At 70.2% G+C, this 15330-nt stretch carries 14 protein-coding genes and 1 tRNA gene; 7 read left to right on the forward strand and 8 right to left on the reverse strand.

Annotated features, from left to right (window positions below; genetic code table 11):
• Both KBY47_RS24810 and KBY47_RS24815 read left to right on the forward strand, forming a co-directional pair.
• Positions 1-272 (forward strand): carboxyl transferase domain-containing protein (locus KBY47_RS24810; RefSeq protein WP_282108445.1); only part of this gene is annotated, 272 nt, incomplete at its 5' end.
• Positions 273-329: 57 nt separating this feature from the next.
• Positions 330-524 (forward strand): acyl-CoA carboxylase subunit epsilon, encoded by a 195-nt coding sequence (locus KBY47_RS24815; protein ID WP_210924399.1) that lies wholly within the window; start codon positions 330-332, stop codon positions 522-524.
• A gap of 147 nt (positions 525-671) precedes the next feature.
• On the opposite strand, the gene KBY47_RS24820 is transcribed toward KBY47_RS24815, so the two are convergent.
• The 8 genes from KBY47_RS24820 to KBY47_RS24855 form a co-directional block, all read right to left on the reverse strand.
• Positions 672-1253: an ATP/GTP-binding protein gene (locus tag KBY47_RS24820; RefSeq protein WP_159535964.1), complete on the reverse strand. Its 582-nt coding sequence runs from the start codon at positions 1251-1253 to the stop codon at positions 672-674.
• Positions 1234-1806: a DUF742 domain-containing protein gene (locus KBY47_RS24825; protein WP_210924401.1), complete on the reverse strand. Its 573-nt coding sequence runs from the start codon at positions 1804-1806 to the stop codon at positions 1234-1236. The genes KBY47_RS24820 and KBY47_RS24825 overlap by 20 nt, the downstream gene beginning before the upstream one ends.
• 96 nt (positions 1807-1902) lie before the next feature.
• Entirely contained in the window at positions 1903-2316 is a 414-nt protein-coding gene (locus tag KBY47_RS24830; RefSeq protein ID WP_004983065.1) for a roadblock/LC7 domain-containing protein, read from the reverse strand.
• Between the two features lie 10 nt (positions 2317-2326).
• Positions 2327-5575 carry a nitrate- and nitrite sensing domain-containing protein gene (locus KBY47_RS24835; protein ID WP_210924403.1) on the reverse strand — a complete coding sequence of 1083 codons (3249 nt, stop codon included), beginning with the start codon at positions 5573-5575 and terminating at the stop codon, positions 2327-2329.
• A 378-nt stretch (positions 5576-5953) separates the two neighbouring features.
• On the reverse strand, positions 5954-6544 hold the full coding sequence (locus KBY47_RS24840; protein WP_210924405.1) for an ATP/GTP-binding protein: 591 nt from the start codon (positions 6542-6544) through the stop codon (positions 5954-5956).
• Positions 6525-6920 (reverse strand): DUF742 domain-containing protein, encoded by a 396-nt coding sequence (locus KBY47_RS24845; protein WP_210924408.1) that lies wholly within the window; start codon positions 6918-6920, stop codon positions 6525-6527. The genes KBY47_RS24840 and KBY47_RS24845 overlap by 20 nt, the downstream gene beginning before the upstream one ends.
• A 111-nt stretch (positions 6921-7031) precedes the next feature.
• Positions 7032-7445, reverse strand: coding sequence for a roadblock/LC7 domain-containing protein (locus KBY47_RS24850; protein ID WP_037764993.1), 414 nt, complete (start codon positions 7443-7445; stop codon positions 7032-7034).
• Between the two features lie 9 nt (positions 7446-7454).
• Positions 7455-11222, reverse strand: coding sequence for a nitrate- and nitrite sensing domain-containing protein (locus KBY47_RS24855; RefSeq protein ID WP_210924410.1), 3768 nt, complete (start codon positions 11220-11222; stop codon positions 7455-7457).
• A gap of 580 nt (positions 11223-11802) precedes the next feature.
• Between KBY47_RS24855 and KBY47_RS24860 the strand changes: the two genes are divergently transcribed.
• From KBY47_RS24860 to KBY47_RS24880, 5 genes are all read left to right on the forward strand, one after another.
• The gene (locus tag KBY47_RS24860) at positions 11803-11991 is read left to right on the forward strand and encodes a hypothetical protein (RefSeq protein ID WP_210924413.1); all 189 of its coding nucleotides are present in this window, start codon (positions 11803-11805) and stop codon (positions 11989-11991) included.
• A gap of 139 nt (positions 11992-12130) precedes the next feature.
• A complete protein-coding gene (locus tag KBY47_RS24865; protein ID WP_210924415.1) occupies positions 12131-12916 on the forward strand; it encodes a fumarylacetoacetate hydrolase family protein in 786 nt (261 codons plus the stop codon).
• The gene (gltX, locus tag KBY47_RS24870; protein WP_210924417.1) at positions 12900-14384 is read left to right on the forward strand and encodes a glutamate--tRNA ligase; all 1485 of its coding nucleotides are present in this window, start codon (positions 12900-12902) and stop codon (positions 14382-14384) included. Before KBY47_RS24865 ends, gltX begins: the two co-directional genes overlap by 17 nt.
• Before the next feature lie 33 nt (positions 14385-14417).
• Positions 14418-15149 carry an HAD family hydrolase gene (locus KBY47_RS24875; protein WP_210924419.1) on the forward strand — a complete coding sequence of 244 codons (732 nt, stop codon included), beginning with the start codon at positions 14418-14420 and terminating at the stop codon, positions 15147-15149.
• A gap of 91 nt (positions 15150-15240) precedes the next feature.
• Positions 15241-15312: transfer RNA gene (locus tag KBY47_RS24880), tRNA-Gln, on the forward strand.
• The last annotated feature ends 18 nt before the right edge of the window (positions 15313-15330 follow it).

The following is a 15330-nucleotide window of genomic DNA, read 5'->3' on the forward strand; positions in this document are numbered from 1 at the left end:
ACGAGATCGCCGTGATGGGCGCCGAGGGTGCCGCGGGTGTCATCTTCCGCCGTCAGATCGCCGAGGCCGAGGACCCGGAGGCGATGCGCGACAAGATGGTCAAGGAGTACAAGTCCGAGCTGATGCACCCCTACTACGCGGCGGAGCGCGGTCTGGTCGACGACGTCATCGACCCCGCCGAGACCCGCGAGGTACTCATCCGCTCCCTCGCGATGCTCCACACCAAGCACGCCGACCTGCCCTCCCGCAAGCACGGCAACCCCCCGCAGTAACCGGACGTTCCCAGCACGGCAACCTCTCGGACCTCTCTCTCCCGGAGACTGACACCTATGAACGCCCCTGACATCCGCGTCGAGAAGGGCCACGCCGAGCCCGAGGAAGTCGCCGCCATCACGGCCATCCTCCTGGCCCGCGCCGCCGCCCACAGCGCCGCTCCCACCGCCACCCACCGAGGCCGCGTCAAGGCGGGCTGGCGCCGCCTGGAACGCGAGAACGGCTTCCGAGCCCCCCACAGCTGGCGCTGACACAGAGACATGCAGAAGGGCCCCTCTCCTGGAGAGGGGCCCTTCGACTTACCCGCTTTCAGGGGCGCGGGGAACTGCGCGACAAGCCACGGACTGCCCGCAGCCGGCGACAATACCGCCCGGGGCAGCCCAGTAGCCGCAGCAGACCTACCGCAACCGCGCCATGAGCGCATGCTCAACAAGCGTGATCAGCGTCGACTTCGCATCGGCCCGATGCCGCGCGTCCGTCGTGATGATCGGCGTATCAGGCCCGATCTGAAGCGCCTCCCGCACCTCTTCCGGCTGATAGGGCTGCTGCCCGTCGAACCCGTTCAGGGCGATCACGAACGGCAGTCCGCTGTTCTCGAAGTAGTCCACCGCGGGGAAGCAGTCGGCGAGGCGCCTGGTGTCCACCAGGACCACCGCGCCGATCGCGCCGCGCACCAGGTCGTCCCACATGAACCAGAAACGGTCCTGGCCGGGCGTACCGAAGAGGTACAGGATCAGGTCCTGGTCCAGGGTGATACGGCCGAAGTCCATGGCGACCGTCGTGGTCGTCTTGTCTCCGGTGTGGGTGAGATCGTCGATGCCTGCCGAAGCGGACGTCATGACGGCCTCTGTGCGCAGCGGGTTGATCTCCGAAACGGCCCCGACGAACGTGGTCTTGCCCACGCCGAAGCCACCCGCCACCACGATCTTCGCCGAGGTGGTGGAGCGGGAAGGACCGCCGCTAGAGCTTGCGAAGTCCACTGAGCACCCTTTCGAGCAGTGTCACGTCTGGCTGGCCGCCGGCGCTCTCGTCGCCGCCGGGCTGATGGATGGCGACCAGTCCCGCCTCCGCCAAGTCGGCGACGAGGATCCTGGCCACGCCGAGAGGGATCGTCAGGAGGGCGGAGATTTCCGCCACCGACTTGATCTCGCGGCAGAGGTTGCAGATCCGCTGATGCTCGGGCAGCTGGCCCTGCATCTGGTGCGGCTGCGCTGTGGTGTGCACCAGCGCCTCGATGGCGAGCTGGTAGCGGGGCCTGGTGCGGCCGCCCGTCATGGCGTACGGGCGCACCAGGGGGTTGTTCGACGCCCCGGCGGGCGCCGGCTCAGGGGTGCGGCGCTGCGGCTGCACGGGCTGGATGCGCGGTGCGTTCGGCTGGTCGTAGTGGCCGGGGCCGGGGCCCTGCGGCGTGTACGGCTGCCGGTGGTTCGGGGTGGAGGGGAAGTCGTACCGGTTCTGGGAACCGTCGTTCTGGCCCTGGGCAGGGCCGTACGACCAGTTGCCCGATGATGAACCGCCTGGGGGTGTTGCCACTTTCTCTCCTCCTCCGACTGCGCCGGGCACCCATCCCTGTGGAGCCGCGTCCCGAAACCTTACGGCCACGGGACGCGAAAACGCACCGTCTGTCTGTTAGTTGAGAAGGCTCCCCTGGAGCTCCGCACGGAGATCCGGGGTCAGGACCGTGCCCGCTCGGTCCACCAGAAGGGCCATCTCGTACCCAATGAGACCGATGTCCGCTTCGGGGTGCGCCAGAACCGCGAGCGAGGAACCGTCGGAGATGGACATGATGAAGAGGAATCCCCGCTCCATCTCCACAACCGTCTGGTTCACGCTGCCGCCCTCGAAGATGCGCGAGGCACCCGCGGTCAGCGAGGTCAGACCGGAGGCGACGGCCGCGAGCTGGTCGGCGCGGTCGCGGGGAAAGCCTTCGGACATCGCCAGAAGGAGTCCGTCGGCGGAGACCACCACCGTGTGGGACACACCGGGGGTGTTGTCCACGAAGTTGGTGATCAACCAGTTCAGGTTCTGTGCCGCCTGGCTCATCGGGCTCACACTAACGCTCCTGGTTGTAGGTGCTGTCAGGACCGAAGCCCTGGCCGTTCGTTTCACTTCCTGCGCTACGTCCCCGCTGGACCCCCCGGCGCAGGTTGCTCAACCTGCCCCGGACGTCCTCGGGGGCGCGGGAGACCTGGGGGCCGCCCTGCGGAGTCGTCTCCGCGGCACCCTCGACCAGATTGGCCTTGGGCACCCGGCGGGGCAGACCGGAGGAGGTCACTCCGCCGGCCTTGGGCTTCTTCAGGCGTGAGGCCTGCTGCCAGCGCTCGTCGTTGGCCGAGCGCCAGCCCTCTTCGGTGTTGGCCGAGGTGGAGGCCGGTGCCGTCGGGGCCGAGCGCCGTTCCGTGCCCGCGCCGCTCGCGGTGGATCCACGGCGGGGAAGCCCGGCGTCGGTCAGCTCATGGCCCGCGGACTGGTCCGCTCCCGGACGGTCGAAGCCTACGCTGTCCCGCTCGGTCGCGTCAGCGGCCCGTACGGATTCCGCTTCCGGAGCGTACCCGTCCGGGTAGCCGTTGCGGTAACCGTCCGACTGCTGCCAGTCCTGCTGGTAGGACTGCCCCTCGTAGGGCGCGAAGCCGTCCGCGGCGGCGCTGGGCACGGCCTGGGAGTCGTCCTGGACGGCCTCCGCATAGCCGGAGTCGGGGTAGCCGCCGTTGGTGGGGAAGCCGTCGTTCGCCGGGAAACCGTCGTTCGAGGAGAATCCGTCGTTCTGCGGCATCCCGTTGTCACGGCCGTAGTACTGCTCGTCGTACGACTGCTGCTGCGGCTCCTCGTACGCGTTCTGCTGTGCGTACGCCGACTGCTCGGGGTAGCCGCTACCGCCGTCGTCGTAGGACGGCTGGCCCTCCTGGAAACCGTCCGCGTAGGCGGCCGTCTCCGGGTTCTGCTGGGGCTGGTGGGTCTGGGCCTCCAGGGCCGCGCGGCGCTCCTCGCGCATCAGGGAGCGGCCGACCGGGTCCAGCTCGCGGATGTCGTCCGGTACCTCGGTGTAGCGGCTGTCGTCGAAGCCGAGTTCCGCGGCCGTACGCATCGGCTGCTGCTGGGGCCCGCCGCCGAAGTTCTCACCCTGGAACTCCTGCTCCGGGATGATCTGCGAGACGGTGAACTCCTCGCGCTCCAGCGGCTGTTCGCCACCGCCGCCGTGCGTGATCGCGTCCGGGAGCATGACCAGCGAGGTGGTTCCGGCCTGCTCGCCCGAGGGGCGCAGCTGGACCCGGATGCCGTGCCGGTCGGACAGCCGGCCGACCACGAACAGGCCCATGCGCTGGGAGATCGCGGCGTCCACGGTCGGCGGGTTGGCCAGCTTGTGGTTGATGTCCGCGAAGTCCTCGGCGGTCAGGCCGATGCCCTTGTCGTGGATCTCGATCATCACGCGGCCGTCGGGGAGCCGGGTCGCGGTGACCCGGACCTTGGTCTGCGGGGAGGAGAACGTGGTGGCGTTCTCCAGCAGCTCGGCCAGCAGGTGCACGAGGTCGGTCACGGCGCGGCCGTGGATGTCGGCCTCCGGCACACCGGACAGTTCGATGCGCTCGTACTGCTCCACCTCGGAGGAGGCGGCGCGCAGCACGTCGACCAGCGGCACCGGCTGGTCCCAGCGGCGGCCGGGCTCCTCGCCCGCGAGGACGAGGAGGTTCTCGCCGTTGCGGCGCATACGGGTCGCCAGGTGGTCCAGGCGGAAGAGGTTCTCCAGCTGGTCCGGGTCGGCCTCGTTGTTCTCCAGGTCGGTGATGAGGGTCAGCTGGCCCTCGATCAGCGACTGGTTGCGGCGCGAGAGGTTGGTGAAGATCGCGTTGATGTTGCCCCGCAGCAGGGCCTGCTCGGCGGCGAGCCGGACGGCCTCGCGGTGGACCTGGTCGAAGGCGCGGGCGACCTCGCCGATCTCGTCCCGGGTGGTGATCGGGATCGGCTGGACGCGGGTGTCCACACGGCCCGGGTCGGTCCGGGAGAGCTGGTCGACCAGCATCGGCAGGCGCTGCTCGGCGATGCCGAAGGCGGCGTTGCGCAGCTGGCGCATCGAGCGGCTCATCTGGCGGGCCACCATGCCGGCCAGGATGAACGCGGCGAGCAGCGCGATGACCACGGCGGCACCCGTGATGAAGGCGTCCCGCTTGGCGTCGTCGGCGATGCCGGAGGCCTCGGTCACCGCGGCGTCGGCCATGTCGGACTCGATCGTGCGGTAGGCGTCGTACTTGAGGGTGTTGACCGCCCACCAGTTCTCCGGTGTGACGCCCTGCTCGCCCAGCGCGGCCCGCTCGGCGGGGTCGGTGGTCTTCAGGCCCGCGACGGCGGCGACCATCTTGGACGGGTCGGACGGCGGTGCCTGGTAGTCCGGGTTCTGCGCCAGGGCTTCCTTGGCCTGCTCCTTGGCGTCGGCCGTGATCTGCTCCTGGAGCTCGTCCAGCCTGCGCACGTCGGCCTCGGTGCCACCGCCCCTGTACTCCTCGATGGCGATGCGCTCGAGGTAGGCGTACGAGGTGAGCGCCACCTTCTGGCTGGCCAGGCTGCCCTCACCGGGGCCCGGCTTGACCAGCAGGTGCATACCGATGGACCGCTCAAGCGACAGCGCGGCCTTGGTCAGCGAGATCGCGTAGACGGTACGGCCGTAGCTGGTGATGTTTCCGGTGCCGAGGCCGAGTTCGTTGGCGAACTCCAGCAGCGGGTGGGCGACGTTGAGGTAGCCCTCCTCGGTCATCACACCGGTGAGCTTGGGGGAGACGTAGGCGCCCTGCCGCAGGGTCGGGAGGGTGGTCTCGGCCTCCCGGAACAGCTTCAGACGGCGTTCGAGGCCGGCCTTGCCCGGCATGTCCTGGGCGGCCAGGTCGAAGGCGTCGGCGGCGTCGTCGGTCTTGGCGCGGGCCTGGGTGACGGTCGCCTGGTCCTCCTCGCTCTTGCTCTGGAGCAGCAGCGGGGCGGCGGTCACATCGCGTTCGGTGTAGAGCGCGTCGGCGTACGTCAGGGCGGCCTGCACCAGCCGGGCGGTCTTCTTCGCGTCCTCGGCCTCCTGCCAGGTGTCGATGGAACTCTTCACCTGGAAGCCGCCCATGACCAGCCCGACGAGGACGGGTATGAGCAGGATGGCGTTCAGCCGGGTCGGCACCCGCCAGTTGCGCGGCGAGAGACGGCCACCGCTCGGCGCGGGCGCGGCCGTCGGTTCCGGGCTCGGCACGGGGGCGGGCGCCGCTCCGCGCGGCGGCGGGGTGAAGTTGCCCCGCGTGGGCGGCTCGGGACCGTTCTTGCTTCGCCTCACTCGACCAACAACCTCTCGGCGGCGGGCACCAACGTTGTGCCGCAGTGTCTCAGAGCCCAGTGCGTCATCGACCATGGAGTACGTCTTTGACTATTGGGCAGTTCAGGCATTCCAGCACGTCAACCAGTGCTCTTCCAAACATGGGAAAGCGATGGTTACCCACGATGTAAGCACCAGATAAAACGGTCATAAAGAACGAGCCCCGGCAAAAGACGGGGCTTTTGTGCGCGCAGCGACACCGGCCGACCGCGACGCGTGGTGGCATCAGCCCATTCCTCTGCCGAAACGTTATGAACACCGGAGCCGGCCGTGTCAAAGGCCACAGCCGGCTCCGGTGGGTCTACGACAACTGCCGTAGACAACTGATCACTTGGGGTGCTACCGCAGGCGGGCCATGAGTGCGTGCTCGACCAGGGTGATCAGCGCGGACTTGGCGTCCGACCGGTGCCGGGCATCGGTGGTGATGATCGGGGCGTCGGGCCCGATCTGGAGCGCCTCGCGGACCTCCTCCGGCGTGTACGGCTGGTGGCCGTCGAAGCCGTTGAGGGCGACGACGAACGGCAGTCCGCTGTTCTCGAAGTAGTCCACCGCGGGGAAGCAGTCCGCCAGCCGCCGGGTGTCGACCAGCACGACCGCGCCGATCGCGCCGCGCACCAGGTCGTCCCACATGAACCAGAAGCGGTCCTGGCCGGGCGTACCGAAGAGGTACAGGATCAGGTCCTGGTCCAGGGTGATACGGCCGAAGTCCATGGCCACCGTGGTGGTGGTCTTGTCCCCGGTGTGGGTCAGGTCGTCGATGCCCGCGCTGGCGGACGTCATGACGGCCTCCGTGCGCAGCGGGTTGATCTCCGAGACGGCCCCGACGAACGTGGTCTTGCCCACGCCGAAGCCGCCCGCCACCACGATCTTCGCGGAGGTGGTGGAGCGGGAGGCGGCAACCTGCCCGCCGCTAGAGCTTGCGAAGTCCACTGAGCACCCTTTCGAGCAGTGTCACGTCCGGCGCACCGGTGGTTTCGTCGCCGCCTGGCTGATGGATGGCGACGAGTCCGGCCTCCGCCAGGTCGGCGACCAGGATCCGGGCCACACCCAGCGGCATGGCCAGCAGTGCCGACACCTCGGCGACCGACTTCACCTCACGGCAGAGATGGCAGATGCGCTGGTGCTCCGGAAGGAGTCCCATCAGCGCTGCCGGGTCGGCCGTGGTGCTGATCAGCGCCTCGATGGCGAGCTGGTAGCGCGGCCGGGTCCGGCCGCCGGTCATCGCATAGGGACGGACCAGCGGCTGGTCGCCCTCGTCCCCGTACGGATCTGAGTACGGATCATGAGAGGCGGTGGGCGGGGTCATGAATCCTCCGGGCGGGACAGCAAGTCGGTCAGTCGAGCCGTCGGACGGGGCCGGTGGGGGGATTGTGGCGGCCGGACGGTGATTTGGTGAGACGGGTGGATCCGGGGCCGGTCAGTGAAGCAGACTGCCTTGTAGTTCGGCACGCAGGTCGGGGGTGAGTACCGCGCCCGCACGGTCGACGAGCAGGGCCATCTCGTAACCGACCAGGCCGATGTCGCACTCCGGGTGCGAGAGGACGGCGAGGGACGAGCCGTCCGAGATGGACATGAGGAAGAGGAATCCCCGTTCCATCTCGACGACGGTCTGCGCCACCGTGCCGCCCTCGAAGATGCGGGACGCCCCTGCCGTCAGCGAGGTCAGTCCGGACGCGACGGCCGCCAGCTGGTCGGCACGGTCGCGGGGGAACCCCTCCGACAGCGCCAGCAGAAGGCCGTCGGCGGACACGACGACGGTGTGGGACACCCCGGGGGTGTTGTCCACGAAATTCGTGATCAACCAGTTCAGGTTCTGTGCCGCCTGGCTCATCGGGCTCAACTAACGCTCCTGCTGGTGAGTGGGGCTGGGGAAGCTGCCCGTCTGGCCGGATCCGGCCTGGCGTCCCTGGGCGATGCCCCGACGGAGATTGGTCAGCCGGCCGCGCACGTCCGAAGGAGCGCGCGAGACCTGCGGACCACTCTGGTGCTGTTGCTGCTGAGCCGTGCCCGGGACGAGGTTCGCCCTGGGCACCCGGCGCGGCAGGCCGGAGGTGGTGACACCGCCCGCGGCGGGCTGCCGTACGCGCTCTGCCTGCCGTACGAGGTCGTCGTTCGGCGAGCTGCGCCAGGCGGCGGTGGAACGCTGGGGAGCCGGCGGGGTCTGCGGCTGCTGCGGGGCGGGAGCCGAGCCGTTGCTCTGCTGACCGCCGCGCTGGCCGTGGAACCAGTTGGTCTCCAACGTGTCGTACAGGGGGGTACGTCCGTCCCCGGCACCCGGCGCCGGCGGCAGGGCCTCCGGCTCGGGACGGGTGGGACGCTGCTGCGGGGGACGCTGGGGGGCCGACGGACGCTGCGCGCCGAAGTCGGACCCGGCGCCACCCTGCTGCGGCCGCTCGAACTGACCGGTGGGGGCGGGGTTCGAGGGGGTCTGGCGGTCGGGCAGCCGGTGCTGGCCCGTGGGACCGTTGTCGTAGCCCTGCGGGGCCTGGAACTGGCCCGTGGAGGCGGGGTCGTAGCCCTGCGGCGCCTGCGGCGCGGCGAACTGGCCGGTGCTGGACGGGTCGCCGAACAGGTCGGCCCGCCGGAACGGGTCGGTGGCGTCCTGGCCGCCCTGGTGCCGGGCCTGCATGTCGGCCGGGCGGGGGAACTGGCCCGTGTCCTGCCTGCCGTTCATGCCGTTCGCGCCGGACTGCGGGGCGTTGAAGTCCGGGCGGGCGAACTCGGAGGTCGAGCCCGGGCCCTGGCGGTCGTCGACCCGCGGGAACTCCGACGTCGCGGCCGGGCCCTGACGGTCGTCCATCCGCGGGAACTCCGGCGCCGGCGGGGCCTGACGGTCGTCGAACCGCGGGAACTCGGAGGTCGAACCGGGGCCCTGGCGGTCGTCGAAGCGCGGCGCCCGGGGGTTGTGCGGGACGTTCGGCTCGTCATGGCCGCGCGGGGCGTCCAGCGAGGCGCGCGGCACCGACGGCTGCGCGTTCTCCTCGCTCCAGCTCGGCCGGGGCTGCTGGTTGTTGCCGCCCGGCAGCTCGGCCCGCGCGCCACCGCGCGGCGGCAGCTGGGGCTGCTGGTCCTGCTGCTGGCCACGCCGGGCGGCGCGCCCGCCCTGGTTCTGGTTGTCGCGCTGCGGCGGTACGCCGCCGAAGGCGTCCTGCTGGCCCTGCGGCGCCGCCTGGGACGGCTGACCGAAGCCACCGCCCGCGCCCGCCGGAGCCGGACGACCCGGTCCGCCCTGCGGACCCCGCGCCCCACCGGGCGCCCCGGGACGGCCGCCCGCGCCGGGCAGCGCGGCCCGCGGACCCTGACCGGCACCGAGCAGGCCACCGCCCGCACCGGCGCCGGAGCCCACGGCACCGGCGTTGCGGCGCGCCGCGGCGACACCCGCGGAGGCCGCGGCGGCGGCCGAACCGCCACCGCCGGGACCACCGGCGCCCTGGCCCTGCTTGGGCTGCGGCTTGCTGCCGCCCTGGGCGACGTCGACGGGCAGCATGACCAGCGCGGTCGTACCGCCGGAGTCGGAGGGGCGCAGCTGGATGCGGATGCCGTGGCGCTGCGACAGACGACCGACCACGAACAGACCCATGCGGCGGGAGACCGAGACGTCCACGGTGGGCGGCGAGGCGAGCCGCTCGTTGATCGCGGCCAGGTCCTCCGGCGACAGACCGATGCCGGTGTCGTGGATCTCGATCAGCACCCGGCCGTCGGGCAGGGCGTGACCGGTGACCTTGACCTTGGTCTGCGGGGAGGAGAACGAGGTGGCGTTCTCCAGCAGCTCGGCGAGCAGGTGCACGAGGTCGTTGACGACCCGGCCGGCGACCTGGGTGGTCGGCACGGCCGCGAGTTCGATGCGCTCGTACTGCTCCACCTCGGACGCGGCGGCGCGGAGCACGTCGACCAGCGGGACCGGGCGGGTCCAGCGGCGGCCGGGCTCCTCACCGGCGAGGACGAGGAGGTTCTCGCCGTTCCGGCGCATACGGGTGGCGAGGTGGTCCAGCTTGAACAGCGACGCCAGCTGGTCCGGGTCGGCCTCGCGGGACTCCAGCTCGGAGATGAGCGACAGCTGGCGCTGGATCAGACCCTGGGAGCGGCGTGAGAGGTTGGTGAACATCGCGTTGACGTTGCCCCGCAGCAGGGCCTGCTCGGCGGCGAGGCGGACCGCCTCGCGGTGCACGTCGTCGAAGGCCGCGGCCACTCGGCCGATCTCGTCCCGGGAGTGCACACCGACCGACTGCACCGAGGTGTCGACGTCCTGCGGGTCGGTCTCGGAGAGCTGCTTGACCAGCTCGGGCAGGCGTTCCTGGGCGACCTTGGTGGCCGTGTCCTCCAGGCGGCGCAGCGAGCGGATCATGGACCGGGCCACGACGAAGGCGCCGACCAGCGACACACCGAGCACGATCAGGATCAGCGCACCGGAGATGATGGCTTCCTGCTCGGACTCCTTGCGGAGTTCGCGGGCCTTCTGCTCCATCTCCTCGAGCAGACGGCGCTCGATGTTCTTCATCTGCTGGATCTTGGTGGAGCTGTCGTCCAGCCAGTCGCGGTAGGACCGCTTCTCCAGGCCCTGGAGGCCGTCCGCGCCGCTCAGCGCGCGCTTGGCGTAGAGGTCGGTGGCCTCGATGATCGCGTTGCCCTGGTCGATGGGCCGCAGCAGGTCCTCGGTGCCGTCGCCGTAGATGCTGGTGAAGGTGCGCAGTTCGGAGGCCTGGCTCTGGAGCGCGGCCTCGGCGTACAGCCGGTCGTTCTCGGAGAGGTCGCCGAAGGTGGTGTTGCTCGCGGGCAGCGCCGCGGCGAGCACCGCGCGCTGCACGGACGCGTACTCCTTGGCGGAGGAGAACGCCGCCAGCGAGCGGGTGCGCTGGATCATCTCCGGGTTGCTGGTCGCCTCGGCCATGTCCTGGGAGAGGTCCAGCAGGTGGGTGATGAGCCGGTGGTACGCCTCCACCGTCTGGGTCGAGTTGTCCTCGGCCTCGTACGCCGTGTTGCGGATCTTGTTGAGGCCGTTCAGGTCGCTCGCCAGACCCACGAGGCTGTCGCGGACGCCCTGGAGGTTGCCCTCCTTGCTGGCGGCGTCGACCTCCTCGGAGGCGGTGAGGAAGTTGTCCAGGGCCCGGTCGGTCTTGTCCCGGTAGCCCTTGACGAGGACGGCGCTGGTGGTCGAGCCGTGCGCCAGTGGTCCGGCGGAGTTGTCGCGCTCCTCCTGGAGCGCGGCGGCCAGCTCGGTGGCCTGCTGGGTCATGTCCGTCAGCAGCTTCATGTTGTCGAGCTGCTGGATGTCGTCCATGGACTGGTTGATGCGCAGCGCGCCCAGCGAGGTGGCCGCGACCACCGGCAGGGCGAGCAGCGAGACCAGTCGGGTCGAGATGCGCCAGTTGCGCAGGGCTATTCGCGGGCCGGGGCCCGTCGGTCCCTGCGGCGCCTTCGGGGCCGGAGCCGGGGTCTCCGGCGCTGCGGGCGCGCCGGGACGCCCAGTGCGGGCGCCGCCGTCACCGGACGGGGCCGGGCCCGGGTTCTGGGCGTGCTGGGGCGAGGAGCTGCCGGCCATGGGGCCAGTCCCGCCATGCGGCTCCGGCTCCGCCGGAGCACTGCCATCCCTCTTGAAACGTCCCTGCACTAGCGTCGCAACCTCTGGACCAGGCGCCCCTCCGCGTGAACGGAAGGACGGTGTCGGCGTCGTCGGGAACGCCCTGAATACGTTCCCGGATGGTCGTGAGTGACCGGCGCTGGTTCCCCCAATCTCGCCGCCACTCGGCGCTGTTTCGCGCCCCCTGCGCGCCGGCTCGATCCCGCGGCGGTCCGTGGAATTCCAGCACAGTGCCGGATCTCCAACAAGGCCAGTTGGTCAGGCTGTGACCTACGTGACTGCTTGTGAGTGCCGAACTACGACCGGTAGACGGAGGTCGGGCTTATACCGGGCGTATCGCCACGAGTCGCTGGGGTGGATCACCTGTCCCAGTCGCCATGATCAGGAGCGGAATGTTGGGTTCAGGTGGCTATTGTCCCTTTCGCCGGTATGGCGTAGGCGCCTGAATTGACCGGTTTGGTTGCGGGAGCGTGAGCAAACTCACACCGAAACCGCGAGAACTTCCTGCCTTCGCTGGGGAACGGGATGTTTAGCCTGACGCTTTACAAGAGGCACCGTTCTGCCAACCGGCGCCCCTCGCGCCCCGTACACGACAAGGTCCCGTACAACCGTGAAGACGACGACGATGTTCCGCACCACCGCCAACCCGCGACGCACCACGCTGGCGCACCTGAAGGACGTCGGCGAACTTCGGACGCCGGTCCAGCAGGAGCACTCCGTCGAACTCCCCGCCCAGACGGCCAACCCCCGGCGCACCGTCCTGATGGACGACCCCGAGACGGTCGCGGCGGCGCGGTAGCCGCAGGCAGTCCTAGCACACGGGGCCGTCACACGGCCGACCGGGCGCCTCGCGCGTATCGCGCGAGGCGCCCGCCCTTTGCGGGCGATAGCCTGAGGCGTCAGACTCCAGCCAGCTCAGTCAAGGGGCCAAGCAACCCGTGCGCATCGCCAGGTTCTCCATCGACGGGAACGTCGCCTTCGGCGCGGTCGAGGGCGAGAAGCCGGACGAACTCGTCCTCGACATCATCAAGGGCATCCCGTTCGCCGACTTCGAACTCTCCGGCACGAAGGTGCCGCTGAACAAGGTCCGGCTGCTGCCCCCGGTGCTGCCCAACAAGATCGTCGCCTTCGGGCGCAACTACGCCGAGCACGCCCGGGAACTGGGCAACGAGGTGCCCGACGCCCCGTTCGCCTTCTTCAAGCCGTCCACCTCCGTGATCGGCCCCGGCGACGAGATCCAGTACCCCTCCTTCTCCGAGGAACTGCACCACGAGGCCGAGCTGGCCGTCGTCATCGGCCGCATGTGCCGCGAGGTCCCCCGCGAACGGGTCAAGGACGTCATCCTCGGCTACACCTGCGCCAACGACATCACCGCCCGCGACGTCCAGCGGCGCGAGAAGCAGTGGGCCAGGGCCAAGGGCTTCGACACCTCCTGCCCGCTGGGCCCCTGGGTGGAGACGGACATGGAGATCGCCACCGCGGCGGACCTCACCATCCAGCTCACCGTCAACGGGCAGCAGCGCCAGCTCGGCCGCACCAGCGAGATGATCCACCCCATCGAGGATCTGATCGCCAACATCACGGAGGCCATGACGCTGCTCCCCGGCGACGTGATCCTCACGGGCACCCCCGCGGGCGTCGGCCCGCTCGCTGTCGGCGACGAGGTCTCCGTCAGCATCGAAGGCATCGGCACTCTCACCAACAAGGTTGTCAAGCGTGGCTAGCGCACCAGTACGCGTCCGTTTCTGCCCCTCGCCCACCGGTAACCCGCATGTGGGCCTGGTCCGCACCGCCCTGTTCAACTGGGCGTTCGCGCGCCACCACCAGGGCACGCTCGTCTTCCGCATCGAGGACACCGACGCGGCCCGCGACTCCGAGGAGTCCTACGAGCAGCTCCTGGACTCGATGCGCTGGCTGGGCCTCGACTGGGACGAGGGCCCCGAGACCGGCGGCCCGCACGCGCCGTACCGCCAGTCGCAGCGCATGCACCTCTACAAGGAGGTCGCGTCCAAGCTGCTGGAGGCCGGACACGCTTACTACTGCTACTGCTCGCAGGCCGAGCTGGACGCCCGCCGCGAGGCCGCCCGCGCCGCCGGGAAGCCCTCCGGCTACGACGGCCACTGCCGTGACCTCACCGCCCAGCAGGTCGCCGAGTACCAGGCCCAGGACCGCACCCCGATCGTCCGCTTCCGGATGCCCGACGAGACGATCACCTTCACCGACCTGGTCCGCGGCGAGCTGACCTTCACCCCGGAGAACGTCCCGGACTACGGCATCGTCCGCGCCAACGGCGCCCCGCTCTACACCCTGGTCAACCCGGTCGACGACGCCCTGATGGAGATCACCCACGTCCTGCGAGGCGAGGACCTGCTCTCCTCCACCCCCCGCCAGATCGCCCTCTACAAGGCGCTGATCGAGCTGGGCGTCGCCAAGGAGATCCCCCGGTTCGGCCACCTGCCGTACGTGATGGGCGAGGGTAACAAGAAGCTCTCCAAGCGCGACCCGCAGGCCTCGCTCAACCTCTACCGCGAGCGCGGCTTCCTCCCCGAGGGCCTGCTCAACTACCTCTCCCTGCTCGGCTGGTCCCTCTCCGCCGACCAGGACATCTTCACCACGGCCGAGCTGGTCGCCGCCTTCGACATCACGGACGTCAACCCCAACCCGGCCCGCTTCGACCTCAAGAAGTGCGAGGCCATCAACGGCGACCACATCCGCATGCTCGACGTGAAGGACTTCACGGCCCGCTGTGAGCCCTGGCTGAGGGCCCCCTTCGCCCCCTGGGCGCTGGAGGACTTCGACGAGGCCAAGTGGCACGCGATCGCGCCGCACGCGCAGACCCGCCTGAAGGTCCTCTCCGAGATCACGGACAACGTCGACTTCCTGTTCCTGCCGGAGCCGGTCTTCGACGAGCCCAGCTGGACCAAGGCCATGAAGGAGGGCTCCGACGCCCTGCTGCGCACGGCCCGGGAGAGGCTGGAGGCCGCCGACTGGGCCTCGGCCGAGTCCCTGAAGGAGGCCGTCCTGGCCGCCGGTGAGGCCCACGGCCTCAAGCTCGGCAAGGCCCAGGCCCCGGTCCGGGTCGCCGTCACCGGCCGCACGGTCGGCCTGCCGCTCTTCGAGTCCCTGGAGATCCTCGGCAAGGACACCACCCTGGCCAGGATCGACGCGGCCCTCGCGAAGCTCACGGGCTGACACAAGGGGGAGTCGACGCGCTACCGTCGGTGCATGGTCATCCACGCCGTCGTCTGGGACGTCGACGACACCCTCTTCGACTACACCACCGCCGACCGCGAGGGCATGCGGGCCCATCTCGTGACCGAGGGCCTGCTCCACGGGGACACCTCCGTGGAGCGGACCCTCGTGCGCTGGAGGGAGATCACCGACGCCCAGTGGGCCCGGTTCGCGGCCGGCGAGGTCGACTTCGAGACCCAGCGCCGGGACCGCACCCGGGTCTTCCTCGGCCGTGACCTCACGGACAGCGAGGCCGACGACTGGTTCGAGCGCTACCTCGCCCACTACGAGGCCGCCTGGGCCCTGTTCCCGGACGTCCTGCCGGTCCTCGACGCCCTCGCCGCCAGCCACCGCCACGCGGTGCTGTCCAACTCCAGCCTGACCGTGCAGGACCGCAAGCTGCGGGTCCTCGGCGTCCACCACCGCTTCGAGACCATCCTGTGCGCCGCCGAACTCGGCGTCTCCAAGCCCGAGGCCGCCGCCTTCCGGGCGGCCTGCGACGCCCTCGGCCTCGCCCCGCGCGAGGTGGCGTACGTCGGCGACCACCCCGAGATCGACGGCCGCGGGGCCGCCGACGCCGGGCTGCTGTCGGTGTGGATCGACAGGGCGGGCGCGGCGGCCACGGTCGTCCCGCCGGGCGGCCCGCACCGGATCGCGTCCCTCGCCGAACTGCCCTCCCTGCTCGGCGGGGATACTCGTTTTGGAGCCCCGTCCACCTTCGGGTAATGTTCTTCCTGCGCCGCGGGGAGCGGGCCGCAAGGCCGGAGCCCCCCAGCGCAAAGCTAGAACAAGATCCCCTCTGGGGCTTGCGTTCCGGTGGCCTATGGTGTAATTGGCAGCACGACTGATTCTGGTTCAGTTAGTCTTGGTTCGAGTCCAGGTAGGCCAGCTCGCAGAGCTTTATCTG

This window comes from Streptomyces sp. B93, assembly GCF_018070565.1.
In the GTDB taxonomy this organism is placed as follows: Bacteria; Actinomycetota; Actinomycetes; order Streptomycetales; family Streptomycetaceae; genus Streptomyces.

Coding starts and splice junctions, on each gene's coding strand:
- KBY47_RS24815 (WP_210924399.1), top strand. CDS start 330: ATGAACGCCCCTGACATCCGCGTCGAGAAGGGCCACGCCGAGCCCGAG.
- KBY47_RS24830 (WP_004983065.1), bottom strand. CDS start 2,316: ATGAGCCAGGCGGCACAGAACCTGAACTGGTTGATCACCAACTTCGTG.
- KBY47_RS24845 (WP_210924408.1), bottom strand. CDS start 6,920: ATGACCCCGCCCACCGCCTCTCATGATCCGTACTCAGATCCGTACGGG.
- KBY47_RS24850 (WP_037764993.1), bottom strand. CDS start 7,445: ATGAGCCAGGCGGCACAGAACCTGAACTGGTTGATCACGAATTTCGTG.
- KBY47_RS24875 (WP_210924419.1), top strand. CDS start 14,418: ATGGTCATCCACGCCGTCGTCTGGGACGTCGACGACACCCTCTTCGAC.